At 69.1% G+C, this 21083-nt stretch carries 19 protein-coding genes and 1 pseudogene; 13 read left to right on the top strand and 7 right to left on the bottom strand.

The window, feature by feature from the left end; genetic code table 11:
* Positions 1–20: 20 nt before the first annotated feature.
* Positions 21–2222: an RNA degradosome polyphosphate kinase gene (locus tag ACY5KJ_RS03015; protein WP_462186119.1), complete on the bottom strand. Its 2202-nt coding sequence runs from the start codon at positions 2220–2222 to the stop codon at positions 21–23.
* Between the two features lie 315 nt (positions 2223–2537).
* Here ACY5KJ_RS03015 and ACY5KJ_RS03010 point away from each other — a divergent pair.
* Positions 2538–4886 (top strand): annotated as a pseudogene (locus tag ACY5KJ_RS03010) (putative bifunctional diguanylate cyclase/phosphodiesterase); the annotation flags it as partial.
* Here the strand turns inward: ACY5KJ_RS03010 and cofC are convergent.
* Positions 4823–5701 (bottom strand): 2-phospho-L-lactate guanylyltransferase, encoded by an 879-nt coding sequence (cofC, locus tag ACY5KJ_RS03005; protein ID WP_462186118.1) that lies wholly within the window; start codon positions 5699–5701, stop codon positions 4823–4825. The pseudogene ACY5KJ_RS03010 and the gene cofC overlap by 64 nt on opposite strands.
* A 343-nt stretch (positions 5702–6044) precedes the next feature.
* On the opposite strand from cofC, the gene ACY5KJ_RS03000 reads away from it, so the two are divergent.
* Positions 6045–7055 carry an NAD(P)H-dependent glycerol-3-phosphate dehydrogenase gene (locus tag ACY5KJ_RS03000; protein ID WP_462186117.1) on the top strand — a complete coding sequence of 337 codons (1011 nt, stop codon included), beginning with the start codon at positions 6045–6047 and terminating at the stop codon, positions 7053–7055.
* Between the two features lie 54 nt (positions 7056–7109).
* Here the strand turns inward: ACY5KJ_RS03000 and murA are convergent, their stop codons facing one another.
* Positions 7110–8492, bottom strand: a complete 1383-nt coding sequence (gene murA, locus ACY5KJ_RS02995; protein ID WP_462186116.1) for a UDP-N-acetylglucosamine 1-carboxyvinyltransferase — start codon at positions 8490–8492, stop codon at positions 7110–7112.
* Positions 8493–8601: 109 nt separating this feature from the next.
* Positions 8602–9450, bottom strand: a complete 849-nt coding sequence (gene thiD, locus ACY5KJ_RS02990; protein ID WP_462186115.1) for a bifunctional hydroxymethylpyrimidine kinase/phosphomethylpyrimidine kinase — start codon at positions 9448–9450, stop codon at positions 8602–8604.
* Positions 9451–9682: 232 nt separating this feature from the next.
* Here thiD and ACY5KJ_RS02985 point away from each other — a divergent pair, with 232 nt between their 5' ends.
* Together ACY5KJ_RS02985 and ACY5KJ_RS02980 are read left to right on the top strand one after the other, a co-directional pair.
* Positions 9683–9916 (top strand): Lrp/AsnC family transcriptional regulator, encoded by a 234-nt coding sequence (locus tag ACY5KJ_RS02985; RefSeq protein ID WP_011437987.1) that lies wholly within the window; start codon positions 9683–9685, stop codon positions 9914–9916.
* A gap of 164 nt (positions 9917–10080) precedes the next feature.
* A complete protein-coding gene (locus ACY5KJ_RS02980; protein WP_462186113.1) occupies positions 10081–10530 on the top strand; it encodes a DUF3515 family protein in 450 nt (149 codons plus the stop codon).
* A 94-nt stretch (positions 10531–10624) separates the two neighbouring features.
* On the opposite strand, the gene ACY5KJ_RS02975 is transcribed toward ACY5KJ_RS02980, so the two are convergent.
* Both ACY5KJ_RS02975 and rpmB read right to left on the bottom strand, forming a co-directional pair.
* The gene (locus ACY5KJ_RS02975) at positions 10625–11758 is read right to left on the bottom strand and encodes a D-alanine--D-alanine ligase family protein (protein WP_462186112.1); all 1134 of its coding nucleotides are present in this window, start codon (positions 11756–11758) and stop codon (positions 10625–10627) included.
* Between the two features lie 137 nt (positions 11759–11895).
* Positions 11896–12084: a 50S ribosomal protein L28 gene (gene rpmB / locus ACY5KJ_RS02970; RefSeq protein WP_011437984.1), complete on the bottom strand. Its 189-nt coding sequence runs from the start codon at positions 12082–12084 to the stop codon at positions 11896–11898.
* Positions 12085–12337: 253 nt separating this feature from the next.
* Here rpmB and recG point away from each other — a divergent pair, with 253 nt between their 5' ends.
* The 9 genes from recG (at position 12338) to ACY5KJ_RS02925 (ending at position 20789) form a co-directional block, all read left to right on the top strand.
* A complete protein-coding gene (gene recG, locus ACY5KJ_RS02965; RefSeq protein ID WP_462186111.1) occupies positions 12338–14533 on the top strand; it encodes an ATP-dependent DNA helicase RecG in 2196 nt (731 codons plus the stop codon).
* A 12-nt stretch (positions 14534–14545) separates the two neighbouring features.
* Positions 14546–15103 (top strand): 16S rRNA (guanine(966)-N(2))-methyltransferase RsmD, encoded by a 558-nt coding sequence (gene rsmD, locus ACY5KJ_RS02960; protein ID WP_462186110.1) that lies wholly within the window; start codon positions 14546–14548, stop codon positions 15101–15103.
* A complete protein-coding gene (gene coaD, locus ACY5KJ_RS02955) occupies positions 15100–15588 on the top strand; it encodes a pantetheine-phosphate adenylyltransferase (RefSeq protein WP_011437981.1) in 489 nt (162 codons plus the stop codon). Before rsmD ends, coaD begins: the two co-directional genes overlap by 4 nt.
* A gap of 446 nt (positions 15589–16034) precedes the next feature.
* Positions 16035–16646 carry a YceD family protein gene (locus tag ACY5KJ_RS02950; protein WP_462186109.1) on the top strand — a complete coding sequence of 204 codons (612 nt, stop codon included), beginning with the start codon at positions 16035–16037 and terminating at the stop codon, positions 16644–16646.
* The gene (gene rpmF / locus ACY5KJ_RS02945; RefSeq protein ID WP_462202745.1) at positions 16646–16825 is read left to right on the top strand and encodes a 50S ribosomal protein L32; all 180 of its coding nucleotides are present in this window, start codon (positions 16646–16648) and stop codon (positions 16823–16825) included. The genes ACY5KJ_RS02950 and rpmF overlap by 1 nt, the downstream gene beginning before the upstream one ends.
* Complete coding sequence (locus ACY5KJ_RS02940) at positions 16822–17883, top strand: phosphate starvation-inducible protein PhoH (protein ID WP_462202744.1); 1062 nt, start codon at positions 16822–16824, stop codon at positions 17881–17883. Before rpmF ends, ACY5KJ_RS02940 begins: the two co-directional genes overlap by 4 nt.
* The gene (gene rnc / locus ACY5KJ_RS02935; protein ID WP_462186108.1) at positions 17880–18692 is read left to right on the top strand and encodes a ribonuclease III; all 813 of its coding nucleotides are present in this window, start codon (positions 17880–17882) and stop codon (positions 18690–18692) included. Before ACY5KJ_RS02940 ends, rnc begins: the two co-directional genes overlap by 4 nt.
* A 132-nt stretch (positions 18693–18824) precedes the next feature.
* On the top strand, positions 18825–19796 hold the full coding sequence (gene mutM, locus ACY5KJ_RS02930; RefSeq protein WP_462186107.1) for a bifunctional DNA-formamidopyrimidine glycosylase/DNA-(apurinic or apyrimidinic site) lyase: 972 nt from the start codon (positions 18825–18827) through the stop codon (positions 19794–19796).
* Between the two features lie 222 nt (positions 19797–20018).
* Positions 20019–20789 (top strand): DUF2786 domain-containing protein, encoded by a 771-nt coding sequence (locus ACY5KJ_RS02925; protein ID WP_462202743.1) that lies wholly within the window; start codon positions 20019–20021, stop codon positions 20787–20789.
* 35 nt (positions 20790–20824) lie between these two features.
* On the opposite strand, the gene ACY5KJ_RS02920 is transcribed toward ACY5KJ_RS02925, so the two are convergent.
* Positions 20825–21083: hypothetical protein (locus ACY5KJ_RS02920; protein ID WP_462202742.1), on the bottom strand; the 259-nt coding region annotated here is incomplete at its 5' end.

The following is a 21083-nucleotide window of genomic DNA, read 5'->3' as shown; positions in this document are numbered from 1 at the left end:
CATCGGTGCGGGCGCCGGGCTTACCGGTGCCCGCACCGCATGGCGTCGGCCAGCAGGTCGTGCTGGTAGTCCGACAGGCGAACGTCGTCCGGCCCGGTCGTGCGTCGTTCCCAGTGGCCGTCGGACTGCAGCACCCAGGCGGACACCTCGTCGGAGAACGCGTGGTCGAGCATCTGCCGCAGGGTGTCTCGCCGGTCCGGGTGCGGGACGCGCACGAGCGCCTCGATACGACGGTCGAGATTGCGGTGCATCATGTCCGCACTGCCGATCCAGAACTCGCCGGACGAGGTGAACTCGAGGACCCGGCTGTGCTCCAGGAACCGCCCCAGGATCGAACGCACGTGGACCGTCTCCGACAGGCCCGGCACTCCGGGCCGTAGGGCGCAGATCCCGCGGACCAGGCAGTGCACGGGTACCCCGGCGATGGAGGCGTAATACAGGGCGTCGATCACCTGCTCGTCGACGAGGCTGTTGACCTTGATGCGGATCCCGGATTCCCGGCCATCCCGGGCAGCCTGGGCCTCGGCTTCGATCCGCTGCAGGATGCCGTCCCGCATGTGCTGCGGGGCGACCAGCAGCGAGCGGTACTCCGTCTGCCGGCTGTAGCCGGTGAGGACGTTGAACAGGTCGGTGAGATCCGCGCCCACGTCCGGGTCGGCGGTCAGCAGCCCGAGGTCCTCGTAGAGCCGAGCGGTCTTGGGGTTGTAGTTGCCGGTACCCACATGGCAGTAGCGGCGCAGGCCGCCGTGTTCCTGGCGTACCACGAGGCAGGTCTTGCAGTGGGTCTTCAGGCCGATGAGACCGTAGACCACGTGGCAGCCGGCCCGTTCCAGCTCGCGGGCCCAGCGGATGTTGGCGCTCTCGTCGAACCGGGCCTTGATCTCGACGAGGACGACGACCTGCTTCCCCGCCTCGGCCGCGGCGATGAGGGCATCCACGATGGGGGAGTCCCCGGACGTGCGATAGAGCGTCTGCTTGATGGCGAGAACATGCGGATCGGCCGCCGCCTGCTCGATGAACCGCTGGACGGACGTGGTGAACGAGTCGTACGGGTGGTGGACGAGGACGTCGCCCTCCCGGAGCACGCTGAAGAAGTCCGGTGTCTCGCCCTCATCGGTCGTCAGCCGCGGATGTGTGATCGGGACCCGCGGCGTATCCCTCAGCTCCGGGCGGTCGAGGTCGTAGAGAGCCCACAGGGTCGACAGGTCGAGCAGGCCGGCGACCCGATGTACCTCGCGTTCGGTGATCTCCAGCTCCCGCATCAGCAGGATGAGCAAATCATCATCGATGTCGGCGTCCACCTCCAGGCGGACGGCGGGACCGAACCGGCGCCGGGCGAGCTCGCGCTCCAGGGCCTGGAGCAGATCCTCCGCCTCGTCCTCCTCGACCTCGAGGTCGGCGTTGCGGGTGACCCGGAACAGATGGGAGTCGATCACTTCCATGCCCGGGAACAGCTGGGAGAGATGGGCGGCGATCACTTCCTCCAGCGGGACGAAGCATGCGCTCGCCTGGGGGGCCAAGCCCCCCGGGACACCGGTCGTGCCCGTGGGCTCCACCGCCACGGGGATCAGCCGAGGAACGTTCTGGGGCACCTTTACCCGGGCGAAGCGGTCGACCTCCCCGCCCGGCTCACGGACCTGGACGGCCAGATTGAGCGACAGCCCGCTGATGTAGGGGAAGGGATGCGCCGGATCGACGGCGAGGGGGGTGAGCACCGGGAAGATCTGCTCGTGGAAATAGTGGTGCAGCTGATCACGCTGGGTCTCGGTCAGCTGGGACCAGAACCGGATGCTGATCCCGGCATGGGCCAGCGACGGCCCCACCTCTTCGGTGAAGCACCGCGAATGCCGCTGGGCGAGCTCGGCCGTCATCTTGCTGATGAGATCGAGTTGTTCCCGGGAGGTCAGCCCGTCGGCGGAACGGACGGCCAGTCCCGTCGTCTCGCGTCGCATCAGCCCCGCGACCCGGACCATGAAGAACTCATCCAGGTTGCTGGCGAAGATCGCCAGGAACTTCGCGCGCTCCAGCAGGGGCGTGGACACGTCCTCGGCGAGCGCGAGGACCCGGGCGTTGAAGTCGAGCCAGGACGCCTCCCGGTTGATGAAGCGGCCGGCGGGCAGGTCGGACGGCGCCGGCTGGCGCGGCGTCTCCAGAGGCTCGAGCAGGCCACTGCGGGCCTTGCGCTGAGGCTGTTCAGGATGGGTCGCCAGCAGCTCGCTCATGCCTGTAGATGGTGCCAGCCCCCGATGGACTCGGCAGCGTCGATCCGGCATCTCTGGCAGCGGGGGGCCGGATGGGACCCGTATCGCCGGTCTGACCCCGATCCGGACGCTGGCAGAGACCGCGCGGCACGCGAGGTATCCGCCTACTCTTTGTGATATAGCGATCACGCGCTACGGTGCCGAGGGGCGCCGTCGCGCTCGTTTGTATCTTGTCGTGATGTAGCCGGCCGTTTCCGTGGTCCGGTCGGATCCCTCTGCCCCAGGTGGCCGACTGCCCCAGGCGGCCGGCGCAGGGGGAGGAGGACGGGACGAGGGATGCTCGTCGACGCCGCCGCGATCGCCGCGGGCCTGACCGCGACACTAAGTTGTGCCCGGGCCGGTCGCCGTCTCGGTCGAGTACGGGGCCGCTGGCTGGTATGGCTGTCCTTCGCGCTGACGACCTGGACGGTCGGACAGGCCGGATGGATGCTGCACCGCTGGGACGGGGCATCGGTCGGAGGGCGGACCGCGACGGATGCCGGGTATCTCACCGACGTCGGCCAGCTCGCCATGCCGGTCCTCGCGCTCGCCGCCTTCGCGGCTGTTCCCGCGGGTCGGGCGCGTCGATCACGACCGCGCGCGGGCGTGCTGGCGCCGGCAGGGATGGCTGGCCTCGCTGGGGGCACCAACCGCTGGCCGCCGAGTTCCCCGCGGCTCACCCGCGTCGCCGGGGCGGGCGGCGAGGGGGCGGGCGCCGCCTATCCGCGCGCCAGTCCGGCCACCGCGTTCGACGAGGTCATACTCGGCAACTCCCTGTTCCTGCTCGCCTGGTCCGGGGTGCTCGCCGGGATCGACGAAGTGGACTCCTCCCGCCCGCCGCAGCCGGTGGAGCATCTCCTCGCGGTTGCGCATCCGATCGTCGTGCTCCTGCTGATCCTCGTATTCCTGCACGTGGCAGGCTTCCGGCAGCCGGTGGATCTGCCCGCCATCGCGATCGCCGGAACCGGACTGGTGTGCCTCGCGGTCGTCGGCGTGTGGATCGTTCAGCTCGACGACGGTGATCCCACGATGACGGGTTCCTGCTCGGTCGCCGGCGCCCTGTTGATCGTTCTTGCGGCATCGCGTGCCGGCCGGGAGGACGGCCGGGAGAACGGCCGCCGGCCCCGCCGATGGCCTGTTCGCGGCGAACTGCTCGGATGGCTGTGGCCGGCGGTACCCTATGTCGCCGCGGCCGTGGTCGCGGCGCTTCTGCTGGGGCGGGCCCACGGCGGAGTCGTTCTCGATCCGATCGAGATCATCGGGGGTGCGACGCTCGTCCTCACCGTCCTCGTCCGGCAGCTGACGACCCTGCGGACGAGTCAGCGGTTGGCGAGCCGGGTCTGCGAGGCCGAACACGAGGTGCGGCACTGGACATCCCATGACCCGTTGACCGAGCTGGCCAACCGCACCCTGTTCCAGCAGCGGCTCACCGACGCCCTCGCCGCGAGCCGCCACGACGGCCGTGACGTGGCCGTTCTGTACTGCGACCTCGACGACTTCCGGGTCGTCAACGACAGCCTCGGGCACGCCGCGGGTGATCATCTGCTGCGCGCGGTCGGGCAACGGCTACGACACTGCGTAGGCACGTCGGACACTGTGGCGAGGCTCGGCTCCGACGAGTTCGCCGTGCTGTTGGACGGTGGGCGGGAACTGCCCGAGACCGTTGCCGAACGGGTCCTGGCCGCGCTGCGCCAGCCGGCGCCGGCCGCCGGTCACCTCTGGCCGGTCCGCGGGAGTGTGGGGCTGGTCGTCGCGCGTCGGACCCAGGAGACCACCGAGGCGCTGCTCCGGCGGGCCGACACAGCCGTCCACACGGCAAAACGAACGGGAAAGAACCGTCTGGTGGTCTACCGGCCCGGGCTGTGCCCGCCCAGCGCCGGCACGCACCTCGCCGACGCCCTCGCCACCGCCCTGCGCAGGGGAGGACGGTCGGCCGGCTTCGACGTGCACTACCAGCCCATCGTGCGGCTGCGCGATCGCAGTCCGGTCGCCTTGGAGGCGCTCGCCCGATGGACGGAGCCGGGGCGTGGACCGGTGCCACCGGGCACCTTTGTTGCGGCCGCGGAGGACGGCGGCATCGTCGGCGCCCTCGACGACATGGTCCTCACCCAGGCCTGCGCGGAGGTCGCCGTGGCGTACCCGGCCTCGGCACTGCGGCTGCACGTGAACGTCTCAGCCAGCAGGGTTGCCGACACCATGCTGCTCGACAGCGTCGCCCAGGCGCTGGCGGCCAGTCGATTCGACCCGGGCAGGCTGGTGGTCGAGATCACCGAAACGAGCCGGATCGACGATCTGCGCGGCGCACGCGAGGTGCTGAACGAGGTTCGTGCGCTGGGGGTGGCGGTCGCGCTCGACGACGTCGGTGCCGGCCACAGCACATTGGCCGCCCTCCATCAACTGCCGGTGGACGTCGTGAAGCTCGATCGGACGCTGCTCGAACTGCCCAGGGACGGACACCGGGTGGCGACGATGCGTCGATCGATGATCAGTCTCGCGCACGCCCTCGGTGCCGTCGTCGTGGCTGAGGGCATCGAGCGGGAAGGACAGATCGCCGAGCTCGAGGAGCTGGGTTGCGAGCTGGGTCAGGGATACTTCTTCGCCCGACCTGGTCCGCTCGCGTCGCTCACGATCCGGCGCTGGGTTCCGCCTACGATCCCCGGCGGTACGGACAGCCCTGGCTCCGCCGAGGTGCCCGGTTCGCCGCCGGGTCCGCCGGAGTCCTCCGCCGCGAGCGGGGAGTGATACCCGGCGGTCAGCGCCGCCCTGGTGGCCCAGCCCACCCCCAGGTCCCGGGCCTGCGCCAGATCCGCCAGCGTGTCGACGTCACGTCGCAGTCCCGGTACCGAGCCACCGAGGGTTCCCGTCAGATCCACCGCTCCGGAGCGACGGTGCGTGGCGTGACTGTGTGGTCCGAATGCGGGCTGCAGGATGGCGCCGGCCGACGCGGTCAGCAGAACGGTTCCCGTTCCGGCCGCGTCGGCGAGAACCGCGCGACGGTGCTGGCTCGCCTCGGACAGCGCCTGATGCAGCTCGGGGGGGCGCAGCGCGGGAAGGTCGGCGGAGAGGGCAGCCACCGCACGGGTGGGCCAGCGGGCCGAGGCCAGCGCGGCGCCGTGCACCAGGGCGGGATTGAGACCTCGGTCGGGTTCGTCCGGAATCACGACGAGCCGAGCACCCCTCGCAGCCGGGGAAAGGTCCGGTTGATCTGCGCCGATATAGTGGAGATTGGGGAGAGCCGACAGAGCGTGGTCGGCCGTCTGATCGTTCGTCACGATCATCACGGCGCCGACCAGACTGGTCTCGGGCTCAAGTACCGCCGTCACCGTGTCCAAGGCCATCGCAAGGGCCAGCCGGCTCCGGTCGGGGCGGTCCAGCCGGGTCTTCGCCCGGGTGAGGTTCTTCAGCGGCAGCACGACTGTCCAGGACACTCCGTTTCGTGGGAGCCACACGAAGGCGACCATAGGCCATGCCGACCCCGTGGTGCCCCGGGTCCTCCGGGCGCGGGCTGAACGCCGGAGCCGTGGCGCGTCCCCGGCATGCGGCGCATCCTGCGTGGTACCCGTCAGATCGGCGTCTACGGTCAGAGTGAGGACGCGGCGGACGCGGCGGGATGCGAGGTGCGAGGTGCGAGGTGTCCAGCCGGCCGGACGTCGGTACCATGCGCGCGATCCATCCGGAGGGCACAATTATTGTCGATTCCCGCCACAAGGTAGAAAACGCCTCGATCGGTGTCGCCTTCCTCGTACCCATCGTCGGGGTTGCGATCGCTCCCCGCGCTCGGCCGGACGTTTCCCGGGGGACGAGGTGAGACGGGCCGCGGTGCTTACGGCCGGGTCCTGGGGAAGCGTGTTCGCGAAGGTCCTCGCGGATGCCGGAGCGCGGGTCAACCTGGTCGCCCGTGACCCTGAGATCGTCCGGGCGGTCAACACCCGCCATGTCAATCCGCGCTATCTGCCGGCGATCCAGCTGCCGGACCGGGTGCGCGCGATGTCCGACGCGGGGGAGGCGCTGGCCGGCGCGGAGTTCGTGGTGCTGGCCGTACCGTCTCAGGCGCTGCGCTCCGTCCTCGCGGGATGGGCGCCCCTGATTGGGCCCGACGCCGTCTACGTCAGCCTGATGAAGGGGGTGGAGGTGGGCAGTCAGTTGCGGATGAGCGAGGTCATCACGCAGGTCACGGGCGTGTCGCCGGACCGGATCGCGGTGGTGAGCGGTCCGAATCTGGCGCCCGAGATCGCCGCCGAGCAGCCGGCGGCGACTGTGATCGCCAGTACCTCGACGAGCACGGCGGAGGCCGTCCAGGCGGCGTGCTGGACGGCCTATTTCCGCCCCTACACCAACACCGACGTGATCGGCTGCGAGCTGGGCGGAGCGATCAAGAACGTCATCGCGCTGGCTGCCGGCATGCTGGAGGGAATGGGTTTCGGCACCAACAGCCTCGCCTCGTTGATGACGCGCGGCCTGGCCGAGACCCTCCGACTCGGGGTCGCGCTGGGTGCCGATCCGATGACCTTCGCGGGACTGGCGGGACTGGGGGATCTCGTGGCGACCTGCGGCTCCCCGCTCTCGCGCAACCGCACCTTCGGCGAGAAACTCGGGCGTGGCCTCACGCTCGCGCAGGTGGAGGCCGAACAGCAGCAGGTCGCCGAGGGGGTGCGCTCCTGCCGCCCCCTGCTCGCCATGGCCGATGACCTGGGCGTCTCCATGCCGATCACCCGTCAGGTCGAACGGGTCCTCTATGAGGGTCTTCCTCCGATGGAGGCCGTCAAGGATCTGATGAGTCGGGAGCCGGGCCCGGAGTACCGGCTCCGTCTCTGACCTGCCCGCGCGCCTGACCTGCCCGCGCCTGGCCCGGCAGCACCATCGTTCCGGTCAGGCCGGGGCGTGGTCGGTGCCGGGGGGCGAACCCACGGCCTGCGTGTCGATGAGCGATCCGATCGAGCGCAACTTACCCACCGGGTCCTCGTAACCGCGTTCGAGGAAACGGGTCCCGCGGATGACGCTGGTGCCGTCGGCCACCAGCGCGGCCAGCACGTAGGCAAAGCCGGCGCGCAGGTCGGGGATCGCCAGATCACCGCCGGTGAGGGAGGTCGGCCCGCTCATGACCGCCGAATGCTCGAAGTCCCGGGACGCGAACCGGCAGGCCTTCCCACCGAGGCACAGGGTCGACAGGGCGATGTCGGCGCCCATCTCGGCCAGCTGTCTGGTGTACCTGAACCGGTCCTCGTAGATCGTCTCGTGGATCACGGAGGCACCCCCGGCCTGGGTGAGCAGGACGACCAGGGGCTGCTGCCAGTCGGTCATGAACCCGGGGTGCACGTCGGTCTGCACATGTGACGCGGTCAACGGCCGGGCCCGGAAGAAGGTCATTCCCCGCGGGGTGACCTCGAACTCGCCACCGAGCCGGCGGAGGTGGTTGAGGAAGGTCGCCAGACGTTCCTGGCGGGCACCGACCACCTCCACCCTGCCGTCGGTGGCCACCGCGGCCGAGGCGAAGGACGCCGCTTCGATGCGGTCGTGGATCGGGGCGTGGGTGGCTCCCCGCAGTGCGCCGACCCCCTGCACCACGATCGTGCGGTCGACTTCCACGTCGACGAGGGCGCCCATCTGCTGCAGGAACATGATGAGGTCGATGACCTCGGGTTCCACCGCCGCATTCGAGATGACGGTCGTACCCTGTGCCCGGACCGCGGCCAGGAGCAGGTTCTCGGTCGCGCCGACGCTCGGGAACGGCAGTGCGACATGGGTGCCGTGCAGACCCAGCGTCTTGACCTGGACGGAACGTATCTGCTCGACGATCTCTGCACCCATGGCACGCAGGCCGGCGAGGTGGAAGTCGACGGGGCGCTTGCCGATCCGGCAACCGCCGGGCAGCGGGATCACGGCTTCGCCGACGCGGTGCAGGAGCGGGCCCATCATCAGGATCGGTATCCGGTTGACTCCGGAGTAGGCCTCGGACAGCGACGCGTCGATGATCTTTTCGGTGGCGAGTCGCACAGTGTGCTCGTCCAGCCACTCCACCTGAGTGCCGAGTTCGGCGAGCATGCCCAAGACCACGTCGACCTCGGCGATCCGAGGCACCCGGGTCAGGGTGCACGGCTCTGGCGTGAGGAGGGTGGCGACGAGCAGCTTGGTGACCGAGTTCTTGGCCCCGGACGCCTCGACCGAGCCGGTGAGCGGAGCACCGCCGACGATGCGGTACCATCTTCGGTCCGTGCTGGTGGATGGTACCACTCCCGAGCTGTGCGCCCCCACGGGCTACCTCCACGGTGATGATGCGGATGCGTGACGTGCGTCAGGTCACGTGCGGCGGGGCGATTGAACCAGACGCCACCGGCGCGGCCCGAGCCCGACTCTCAGGCCGCTACCTACGGTGACGATAGCCATGGTCTACCGGGCCGATCCCCGCGCCGAGCGGAAAGCCGCTGGCCAGGGCGCCACTGACGTAGGCCTTGGCGGACTGTGCGGCCTCGGCGTGACCACGCCCCTGCGCCAGGTGCGCGGCGATCGCGGAGGCCAGCGTGCAGCCGGTGCCATGGGTGTGCCGCCGGTCCAGGCGGGGGCTTCGGAGGACGACCTCGGTGGTCCCGTCGGTGAGCAGGTCGACCGCGTCGCCGGGAAGATGCCCGCCCTTCACCAGCACCCAGCGCGGGCCCAGGGCGAGCATCGCCTCGGCGGCTCTGGGCAGGCCGGCGACGTCCCGCACCTCCACCCCGGTCAGCAGACGTACCTCGTCGAGGTTCGGTGTGGCGATGGTGGCACGGGGCATGAGCTCCGTACGGACCACCTCGACCGCCTCCGGGGCCAGCAGGGGGTCGCCGTGCTTGGAGACGCTGACCGGATCGACCACGACGGGCACGTCGAGCCGCGAGAGCTCGGCGGCGACCAACGAGACCAGTGCGGCGGAGGAGAGCATCCCCGTCTTCACCGCGTCGACCCCGATGTCCGCCACGACCGCTCTGATCTGGGCTCGGACCGCTTCCGGAGGGAGATCCCACACACCATGGACGCCCAGGGAATTCTGTGCCGTCACCGCGACGATCGCACTCATGCCATGGACGCCGAGGGCGAGCATCGTCTTGAGATCCGCCTGGATGCCCGCGCCGCCGCCCGAATCCGATCCGGCGATCGTCAGTACGCGGGGCGGGGCGGGGCTCGGTCCCGGCGGCGGTTCGCTCCGGATACTCCGAGCGTTCGCGTGTCTCCTATTCATCGCTCTGGGTAGCGTCGTCGTGGTTGCCATCACAACCGGGTACCGAGCCGACCAGCTGACCCCCACGATTGGGGTTCCGGATGAGGCCGGGCGACCCCTCAGTCGGTCGCCGCCGGCCGATCTGAGGAAATTCCTCGACCTCGGAGGCTCTCATCCGGGCCGTTTGCCTGTTACCTTCTGTCGGCCCGTAGTTCTGCTCGACGGGCTGTCGACGTCCGACGAGGGAGCGTCTGTGGTCCACGCGTACATCCTTATCCAGACCGAGGTCGGCAAGTCCTCCTCGGTTGCCAAGGAGATCGAGCAGATCCCCGGGGTCACTCAGGCCGAGGACGTCACCGGCCCCTATGACGTCATCGTCCGGGCGGAGGCGGCCACCGTCGACGACCTCGGGAAGATGGTCATGGCGAGAGTGCAGTCGGTCGACGGCATCACCCGCACGCTGACCTGCCCGGTTGTTCACTTCTGAGCTTCTCCGTCCCGACGTGGGTCAGGTCGGCTCCGGGACGGGGGGACCCGGTGACGCCGGTGGCGCGCCAGAATCGGGACATGGCCACCGGTGGTGAGCAAGCCGAGTGGGGCGGGCGCCCGGCAGGGGGCAGGCGCCGGCCGGGGCGGTCAGGTCGGTCTCCGGTGTTCGTCGCCTCGTGGGTCCTGCTCGCGCTGGTCGGATGCGGCGGTCCCGGATCGATCCGGCTGACCAACGTGCCGATTCCCGCGGAGTCGGCCCGCTCGTCGTGCGTGGACCTGGTCCACGACCTTCCCCCGTCGCTCGGGGACGACCTCGACCGCCGGGCACTGGACCCCCCGCAGACCACGGCAGCGGCCTACGGCGCGACGCCGGTGGTGCTCACCTGCGGCGCGTCGGGTCTTCCGGCAAGCTACCGTCCCGATGCGATGCTGTCCGTCGTCGACGATGTGGGGTGGTTTGCCGAGGACCTGGGCGGGACGACGGTGCGCTATTCCACTCCGACGCGGCAGCCCCAGGTGGTTCTCATCCTGCCCGCCGACGTGCAGGCGTTCGAGGTACTCGTCTCGGTCGCCCCCGCCGTGCGGGCGCACAGCAGGTCGACGACATCCTGAGACGAGCTCCCGGCCATTCCGCCCGGCGGAACGCCTCTGCGCCGTCACGGGCCCGGGTGGCGTGAGGTGCCGGGTGGCGTGAGGTGCCGGGCGGTCAGCGCAGCCCCGCTCCGTCGCGCAGGGCCAGCCTGACGAGCCGGTCCACCAACTGCGGATAGGTGACCCCGCTCGCCTCCCACATCCGCGGGAACATCGAGGTAGGGGTGAAACCGGGCATCGTGTTGACCTCGTTGATGATCACATGGTGGTCAGCCGTGACAAACATGTCAACCCGCGCGAGCCCGGCGCAGTCCAAGGCCTCGAATGCCGCGATTGCCACTCTCCGCACCTCCTCCCGTACCGCGTGGGGCAAATTGGCCGGGACGTCGAAGTGGGTGGCGTCGGACATGTACTTGGCCTCGAAGTCGTAGAAGCCGGCCGAAGATGTGACGATGATCTCGGCGGGCACGCTCGCCTCGGCACCGGGGCCGTCCAGAGTTCCGAGGACCCCGCACTCGATCTCGCGGCCGATGATCGCCGACTCCACCAGGACCTTGGGGTCGCTGGCGCGGGCTGCCTTGATCGCGGTGTCCAGGTCCGCCCAGGCATCGACCCGGCTGATCCCGATACTCGACCCGCCGCGCGCGGGCTTCACGAAGACGGGCAGCCCCAGCCGTTCCTGGTCGGCCCCGGTGAGCGTGTCACCGGCCCGCAGGACGGCGTAGGACCCGACGGGAAGGCCGGCGGCCCGCAGCAGCGCCTTCATGTGTTGCTTGTCCATGGCGGCCGCGCTGGCGAACACCCCGGAGCCGACGTAGGGCAGGCCGGCCATCTCCAGGAGGCCCTGGACCGTCCCATCCTCCCCGAAGGGGCCGTGGAGCAGCGGGAAGACCACGTCGATGTCCCCGAGGGTGTCGCCGCTCCCGAGGGTGCTCCTGGCAGCGTCGAGGCCGCCGCGGGGGCGGCGCGGCAGCAGACCGGGCGTCGTCGGATCCGCGGCCAGGACGACGCTCTCACCGCGGGCCGCGACGACGGCGGGCAGCCGGTCTCCCGTCACCGCGAGGGCGGTCGGGTCGTCCGGCAGCATGACCCAGCGGCCATGCATGTCGATGCCGACCGGGACGACGTCGTAGACGTCACGATCCAGGGCTCGCAGTACGCCGCTGGCCGATACACAGGAGATCGCGTGTTCGGTGCTGCGGCCACCGAACAGGAGGGCGAGCCGAATCCGACGCCTGGAGCCTGCCATGCCGGGACACTAACGGATCGGCGTCGGTGACCGGCACCGTACCCGACGTGGATGTGGCCGTGCTCCGCCTCGACGTCCGCGGGAGGCCCGCGTCCGGTGTCGCCCCCTCCGGCCGGAGTAACGTCCGGCCGGAGGGCTCAGGCGCGAGAGACCTTGCCCGCCTTGATGCAGGAAGCGCAGACGTTCAGCCGCTTGGGGGTCCCGCCCACGACCGTGCGCACGGTCTGGATGTTGGGGTTCCACCGACGGCGCGTGCGTCGGTGGGAGTGGGAGACCGACATACCGAAGCCCGGCCCCTTGCCGCAGACGTCACACACCGAAGACACGAGAAACACTCCGTCGAAGTAGTAGCCGAAGTCGAAGTAGTACTGGTCCCGGTAGGCGTGCCCGGGACGTCAGGGGACTCAGAACCAGGATCGTACGCAACCCGCAACCCGCAACCCGCAACCCCGACGGCGCCGCCGGGGGACGCGCGTAGCGATGACCCGCTTGAGGTTACCCCACCTTCTGTGGCCCAGATGATGCGGCGGGAGCCGGTGGGTCTCGGTACTGTCGGTGGTCCGGTGCACTATCGGTGATGTGGTCGACCTCGACACGCCCCTGAAGGCTCTCGTCGGCGCGCGTGCCGCCGCCCTCTTGGCCGATGGCCTGGAGCTGAGGCTGGTTGGTGATCTGCTGGGGCACCTGCCCCGCCGGTACCACGAGAGAGGCGAGCTGACGGACCTCGCGGACCTCGTCGTCGGTGAGACGGTGACGGTCCAGGCCCGGGTCGAGAAGACAGAACGCCGCCCGATGCGCGGCACCCGGAAGTCGATGGTGCGCGTGACGGTGACGGACGGCCGGCATTCACTGTCGCTGACCTTCTTCAATCAGAGCTGGCGGGAGCGTGACCTCCGTCCCGGGACGACCGCGCTGTTCGCCGGCAAGGTCGACGAGTTCCGCGGGCGGCGTCAGCTGACCAACCCGGAGGTCCAGCTCCTCGAACCCGAGGAGAGCGGGGAAGCCGCCAGCGGTGCGCCGTTCGCGAACGCGCTGGTTCCGATCTACCCCGCCTCCGCCAAGGTGCCGAGCTGGACGCTGGCGAGGTGCGTCCGGCTGGCGTTGGACTCTCTCGATCCCGTCGAGGATCCGCTGCCGGACGATCTCCGCAGCCGGTACCGCCTGCCCGCTCTGGCCGAGGCCTTCCGGCTGGTTCACCAGCCCGCGAACCGTGGTGAGATCGCCTCCGGTCGTCGGCGCCTCACCTGGGATGAGGCTCTGGTGTTGCAGGTGGCGTTGGCCCAACGGCGTCGTGAGGTGGAGGCGATGGCGACGACACCCCGGCCGCAGCGTCCGGATGGTCTACTGACGGCGTTCGACGCCGCTCTGCCCTTCCCCCTCACGACGGGCCAGCGCGAGGTGGGGAAGACGATCGCGGCCGAGATCGGTCGGCCCGTTCCGATGCATCGCCTGCTGCAGGGAGAGGTGGGTTCGGGCAAGACACTGGTCGCCCTGCGGGCGATGCTCACCGTGGTCGACACGGGCGGTCAGGCGGTACTCCTGGCGCCCACCGAAACTCTTGCCGCTCAGCACAGCCGAAGCCTCCGGGAGATGCTCGGCGACCTGGCCCGGGCAGGAGAACTAGGAGCCGATCATCGGGCCACGCGGGTGACGTTGGTCACCGGATCGATGGGGGCGCGTGCGCGGCGGGAGGCTCTGGCGGAGATCGCAGACGGTTCCACCGGTCTGGTGGTCGGCACTCATGCCCTGCTGCACGATGAGGTGATCTTTAGCGATCTTGGTCTGATCGTCGTTGACGAACAGCATCGTTTCGGCGTCGAACAGCGGGACACGCTGCGAGCGCGTGGACGACGTCCTCCCCACCTTCTTGTGATGACCGCGACGCCGATTCCCCGGACGGTCGCGATGACCGTGTTCGGTGATCTCGAAGTCTCCGAGCTCACTGAACTGCCGGCGGGACGCTCTCCCATCGGGACGTTCGTGGTGCCGGCGAGCCAGAGATCCTGGACGGATCGGATGTGGGGACGAATCCGCGATGAGGTGGCCGCCGGGCATCAGGCCTATGTCGTGTGTCCCCGGATCGGTGCGGGCGGGGAGGATGAGTGCGGGGAGGATGACCCCGCCGGATCCTCGGCGGCTGGTCCGGATCCGCGAGCGTCCCGACCAGCTGCGACAGTGTGTGAGGTGCTGCCCCTGCTGGTGGATGGCGATCTTGCGGATCTCAGGGTTGAACCACTGTACGGTCGTCTCGCACCCGGGCAGCGGGAGGCCACCATGAACCGATTCGCGGCCGGCGAGGTCGACGTGCTGGTCGCCACCACCGTCATCGAGGTGGGAGTGAACGTACCGAACGCAACAGTGATGGTCGTCCTGGACGCGGACAGGTTCGGCGTGTCCCAGCTGCACCAGTTGCGCGGGAGGGTCGGCCGGGGCACCGCGCCCGGCTGGTGTCTTCTGCATACAGCGGCCGAGCCGGGATCCCCCGCCTGGGAGCGGCTCAGCGCGGTCGCCGCCACCAGCGACGGGGCGAAGCTGGCCCGTCTCGACCTCGCGCAGCGTCGGGAGGGCGATGTGCTTGGGGCCGCTCAGTCCGGCGGGCGACGATCCCTGAAGCTCCTGGAACTTCTTCGTGACGAGGACCTGATCCGCGACGCACGCGCGGAGGCCGGTCGCCTGGTTGACGACGACCCCGGGTTGGACCGGCATCCCGCACTGCGCCGGCTGCTCGACGCGGTTCTCGACGACACCAGTGTCGCCTTCCTCGAGAAGGGATGACCGGGTGGCCCGATGACGCGCATCATCAGTGGGACCGCGGGTGGTCGGCGGCTCGTGGTTCCACCCGGGACAACCACCCGTCCGACCTCGGAACGTGCCCGTGAGGGATTGTTCAACACCTTGTCGACCTGCCTGGATCTGCGGGGCGCTCGGGTTGCCGATCTTTATGCCGGATCTGGTGCGGTCGGTCTGGAATCGCTGTCTCGGGGTGCCGCTCATGCCCTTCTCGTTGACCGCGATCCGGTCGTGATACGCACTCTGCGGCGGAACGTGACAGCGATGGGACTGTCGGGCGCGAAGATCGTGCAAGCCGCGGTAGAGCGTGTGGTGCAGAACGCCTCGGGTAATCCCTACGACGTGGTTTTCCTCGATCCGCCGTACGCGATGCGCGACTCGGAACTCGGCGAAGTGCTGTCAAAGCTGCTGGCGGCCGCCTGGTTGACTGCGGACAGTGTCTGCGTTGTCGAAAGATCGCACCGCTCGGGCCCGGTCGTCTGGCCTGACGGGTTGTGTGCGCTGCGCGACCGGAGGTACGGGGAGGGCGCTCTCTGGTACGGTATTCGATCATGAGGAGGGCAGCCTGTCCCGGTTCATTTGATCCGATCACCAACGGTCATCTCGACATCATCGTCCGAGCGAGCAGACTCTTCGATGAGGTCGTGGTCGCCGTATCGATCAACAAGAACAAAGTCACCTTGTTCACCGTCGACGAGCGGATGGAGCTCATCAGGGAGGCCCTGCGTGATCATCCGATGGCGCCGTCCAACGTCCTGGTGGATGCGTCCCACGGGCTGATCGTCGATTTTTGTCGGAGCAGGGGTATCCAGTCGATCGTCAAAGGACTGCGTGCGGTCAGCGACTTCGACTATGAGCTTCAGATGGCGCAGATGAACAATTCGCTTGCGGGCGTGGAGACTCTTTTCATGAGCACGAACCCGCAATACGCTTTTTTGTCCTCCAGCCTGGTGAAGGAGGTCGCGCGTTACGGGGGCGATGTGTCGGGGCTGGTACCCGATGTGGTACTCAAACAGCTCCGTGAGCGTCTCGCTCAGTAACTCCCGCCGGGTGGGTAGCCGCCGACCGACTTCCGCCGGGCTCTCCCGCCGTTCCCGACCGTCCGGGCTCCGGGCCGGTCGCGGGGGGGGGTGAGCGGTGCCCGAGTGGGTTCCTGGGCGGAGGTCCGCCGCCCGCCGGGCTCGGGTGCCCGGAAATCTCGGCAGCCTGATCGGATCGTCCGCGGCGCCGATCGGATAGGCTAGGACCGCAGTAGCTGACCGGCTCGGTAGTTAGCCGGCTCGGTAGCTGACCGGCTCGCAGTAGCTGACTGGCTGGAGTCTGTTCGTCGATCCTCTGGGAGGGTCCAGGCCTCTGGGAGGGTCCAGGGCGCCGTCGACGCCGGGCCGCCTCCGTCGTCAGCAACGCCGGGTAGCTATACCACCACGAAGGCCCTGTTTCGGCCGGGCTTCCTGACATTGACGTAGATGTGAATTTGACTGCCGCCATGACTGGATCCCACTCTCGCCGTCGGACCCCGAAGGGTCCCCTTGTGCTGGACACCCGTGAGCTCGGTCGGCGGCCCGGGTCGATGCGGCTTGTCCGGGCGGAGGCGGAACTTCTCGCCGGTCTCGGAACCGAGATGATGTGGGTGCCGGCTGGCGCGAGCGCCACCTTGGACCTGCGTCTCGAATCGGTGATCGAGGGTGTTCTGGTCAGCGGGACCGTCGTGGCGCCGCTTCGGGGTGAATGTGCGCGCTGCCTGGACGACGTGTCTGAGGCCAGCATGGTCGAGTTTCGCGAGCTGTTCTACTACCCTGACCGAGCCGTGGACCTGGGTGACGACGAAGACGCTCGGGTACTAATCGATGATCATGCGGACATCGAGCCCGTGGTGCGGGATGCCCTGGTGCTCAACCTTCCGCTGTCACCCATCTGCCGCCCGGACTGTGCGGGACTCTGCGTGGACTGCGGGGTGCGTCTCGACGATGTCGAGCCTGGACATTCCCATGCGCGATCCGACCCGAGATGGGCGGCGCTGTCCGCGCTGGCCGACAGCGGAGCAACGGGAACCGAGAGGGGTCGCACCGACCCTCATGAGAGCAAGGAGAAGGAATAGTGGCCGTCCCGAAGCGGCGCACCTCGCGCAGCAACACCCGGTCCCGGCGTTCGCAGTGGAAGGCTAAGGTGCCGACCCTCGCAAAGTGCTCGCGGGGGCACGTGATCCGGCCGCACACCGTCTGTGGCACGTGCGGCCGGTACAACGACCGTCAGGTGCTTGACTCTGACCCGGTGTGACACGTATCGCTGTTGACCTGGTGGGGGAGGGGTCCCCTTCCGGGCCTCTCCTCGAGACATTGCCCAGTGCGCTCGACGCCGATCCGCATCTGGTGCTCACTCTGGTGACATCCGGTGACGCCGTCCGGGATGACCTTGCTCGCCTGGGAATTGTGCCAGGCGAGCGCGTTCTGCTCGCCACGGCCGCTCGCGGCGTTTCGGCGGGCCCGGAGGCATTGCGTGAAGTGCGAGCACGTCGGGACTCCGGCGTCCGGGTAGCGGCGCGCCTGGTCCGCGACGGACATGCCGATGCGATGGTCTCGGTAGCCCCGGCCGAAGCCGTGGTCGCCTCGGCTCAGTTCACCTACGGTCTGCTACCCGGGGCGACGCGGGCCACCCTCGCCTCGATTGTCGGCGGGTCGAATGCCCCCGTCGTGCTGTGTGACGCGGGGGCGACGGTTGATGTGACGGCGGACGAACTCGCCCAGTTCGCGGTCGCGGGCAGCGCGTACGCCGCGGTTCGCTTCGCCGTCGACGCTCCTCGCGTCGGGCTTCTGACGGCGCGTCCAGCGATCCCCGACACCTTGCGGCGAGCCGCCGACGAGCTGCTCCGATCGCTTGATCTGCACTATGTCGGCCCGCTGACGGCTGATCGGCTCCTCGCGGCTCCGTGGACGGGCGAGCCGGGCGACGGCCAGAGGATCGATCATCGCCGCGGAGTCGACGTGGCGGTCACCGACGGATTCACCGGAGATGTCCTGATGTCCGTCATCCGGGGGATGCGATGGTGGGAATCTCATCGGGGTACGGGGCACCCGCCCAGGGCCGGTCTGGATCCGGGATGGGGAACGTTGGAAGATCCTGATGTGCGGGGGGGAACGATCGTGCTGGGGGTCGATGGTGTCGCGGTCCACGCGGAGCGGGCGCCGGGTGAAGCCGGCGACAGCCAGGCAGTCGGGCTGCTCGCGGCGCTGAGGGCGGCGTCGGCCGCGGTCCGTGTGGACCTGGCTTCTCGGACCCGAGCGGCGATGGCGACCTTGGTGGCGCATCGCCGGGCCTTGGCCGGGCTGGTCGGATGACCCGCCAGTTGCCACCCCCGCCGCCGCGGGACGGCCTGATCGAGGTACTCGAGGTCGCCATCGACCCCGAGCTGCTCGACCGCGCACTCACCCACCGCTCCTACGCCTACGAGAAGGGCGGCCTGCCCACCAACGAACGCCTGGAGTTCCTGGGCGATGCGGTGCTTGGTCTGGTGGTGACGGCGGCATTGTTCATCCGCCACCCGGATCTTCCCGAGGGGCAGCTCGCCAAGCAGCGGGCCTCGGTTGTGAACATGCGGGCTCTCGCGGACGTGGCACGGGGGATCGGACCCACCGGGCTCGGTCCGTACCTACTGCTGGGCCGGGGGGAGGAGACCACCGGGGGGCGCAACAAGGCGAGCATTCTCGCCGACACCCTCGAGGCCATCATCGGGGCGGTCTATCTGTCCTCAGGCTTCGACGTGGCCTCCGGTTTCGTGCACCGTCTCTTCGATCCCCTGCTGGACGAGGCCGCCGGCCGGGGCGCAGGGCTTGACTGGAAGACCTCACTGCAGGAACAGACGGCGGTGCTGGCTCTCGGACCGCCTGAATATGTCGTCGAGGAGGCCGGTCCGGACCACGCGAAGCGGTTCACCGCCTACGCGAGGATCGCGGGAGAGCCACTGGGCGAGGGCGAAGGGGGAAGTAAGAAGGAGGCTGAGCAGCGGGCGGCCGCCGCGGCTTTCGCGGTTCTCGAGGAACGGTCGGCCCTGGGGCGGGAGGACGGTTCGGGCGTGGATGTCGTCGGCGGAGATCACGAGAAGTCCGCCATCGGCGGCCTCGATCACGATCGGGTCTCGGGCCCGTGAGAGCGGATGATCACCCGTTGCCTCGATTCGCTTCCTCAGTGGTGGCGACAGGCTCAGTGGTGGCGACAGATTCATCGAGCCACGTCGAGGGTCCGGTGTCATCCCACTGACCCGGCCCGATGACCGGAGATCATGCCAGAACTCCCCGAAGTAGAGGTTGTTCGCCGCGGTCTGGAACGTGGTGTCGTCGGTCGCGTCATCGCATCGGTTGACGTCCACCATCCTCGTGCGGTGCGCCGTCATCTGGCCGGTGCCGCCGACTTCTCGGCGCTGCTCGTCGGCCGCCGGATAACGGCGGCACGACGTCGCGGCAAGTATCTGTGGTTGGTGCTTCAGCCGCCGGTAGACCATGCGGCGTGCGCTCCGGTGGTTCCAGAAGAACCACCGGAGGAGGAATCAGCTGCCGTGCTGGCCGAGATGTCTCCGCCTGCCCTGCCCCCAGGTCATCCGGCCCAGGGGGATGCGCTGATCGCCCATCTCGGGATGAGCGGACAGTTGCTCGTCGTTCCACCCGCCACCCCCGACCAGAAGCATCTGCGGATCCGGTTCGTCTTCACGGACGGAGGACGCGAACTGCGATTTGTGGATCAACGTACCTTCGGTGGCCTGGCGGTCGCGGTGGGGGAAGCGGATCTGCCTGCTCCCGTCGCGCACATCGCCAGGGATCCCCTGGACCTCGCCTTCGACGAGCGTCTCGTCACGGAGAGGATGCGTCGACGCCGTACCGGCGTGAAGCGGGCCCTGCTCGATCAGACACTTGTCAGCGGGGTCGGGAACATCTACGCGGACGAGGCCCTGTGGGCCGCGAAGCTGCACTACGCGCGGCCGACCGAGACCCTCACTCGGGCGGAGGTCGGCAGGCTGCTGGATTGCGCGCGGACGGTGATGACCGCGGCTCTCGAGGCGGGCGGTACGTCCTTCGACCGCCTGTACGTGTCGGCGGACGGAGTCAGCGGGCTGTTCGAACGGTCGCTACAGGTGTACGGCCGTGCGGGTCGGCCGTGCACACGATGCGGAGACGCGGTGCGCCGGGACGCTTTCATGAACCGGTCGAGCTTCACCTGCCCCACCTGCCAGCCGCACCCAGGGCGGGCCAGATGGTAAGGTTCGATCACACGTTCGAATCCCGCGACTCTCGGGTGCCTGCGGCTCTCGGGTGGGGTGCCGGGCGTGGCGTCCGCGATAGTCGGTGGGGAGCCAGACCTGCCGCGGCGTTCACAGTTATCGCCTCGTCCAGGGCCGAGACCGGGCTGCCGGGATCGGTGAGGCGTCATCCGACACGTCGGTTGGCTGGCCTGCCCCCGACGCGACATGGACGGAGGCGCGATGAATCCGGATGCCCTGCTCGGTCGTATACGGAAGCTGTTGGCGATGGCGGAGGCGGAGGGGCTGAGCGAAGCCGCCCGCGAAACCTATAACAGCAAGGCAGCCGAGCTGATCGCCCAGTACGGGATCGACCGCGCGCTGGTCGAGGAGGCGTCGCCGCACCGCGTCGAGGCGGCTGACCTGGTGGTGGCCGTCGATTCGCCCTATGCCCGGGACAAGATCTCGTTGCTCGCGGGCATTGCCGCACCGCTTGGTTGCCGGCTCGTGTACCGGACCGAGCAGCGTGCAGTGGGGACGGGGCACTCCGCTCATCTGTTCGGGATGGATGCGGATATCCACCGCGTGCAGATGTTGTTTACCTCGTTGCTGGTCCAGCAGGCACAGGGGTTGGCTCTCGCCCGTCCGCCACGCCGGGAGGACCCGCGGGCGTTTCGTCGGTCGTGGATGGCCGGCTTCGCGGTGGCGGTGGCGGAGAGACTGACCAGGACGGAGCGGATGGCCCGGGAGCGGGCGCAGACCCAGCAGAAGCAGACCCGGGAGAACGGATCAGACGGGCCCTCGACGACGCCGTCGGTGGGCGTCGTCCTGGCGAATCGAAGCCAGCGGGTGGATGCGCACCTGGCAAGCGTCTACCCCAGGTTGCGAGCGCCAAGGACACGCCAGCTCTCCGGGAGCGGCGGTCGTGCGGGCTACCAGGCCGGCGAGCGGGCTGATCTTGGTCTGGGTAACCGGGTGTCCAGCCGCGTCTCACCGGCGATCGGCATGAGGTGAATCGTAGGGGTGGTAGTTATGAGTGGTACTGACTACTATTTGCCGCCCGGCAGATTGGGCACCGCTGTCTGGGTAGGCCCTGCGGTACGCGGCGGGGCGTAGCCAGGACCAATAATCTTGTCTGCGCTGTCGATCGGCTCCGGGGTCACCTGGCGGTCACCATCGGTGCTCGCGTGCGGGGCGGGTAGCGTGCCGCCGTCCTGGGAGAAGTTCTGGCCGCAACCGCTGAGAAGGAGTGCCGAGCCGAGAGCTTCACACGCGAGTAGCACGGCAGCGGACCGGCGGCGGAAACGT

Source organism: Frankia sp. CcWB3 (genome assembly GCF_977927595.1).
The sequence above is the reverse complement of the archived record's forward strand: the minus strand, read 5'-3'. Positions and strand labels throughout refer to the sequence as shown.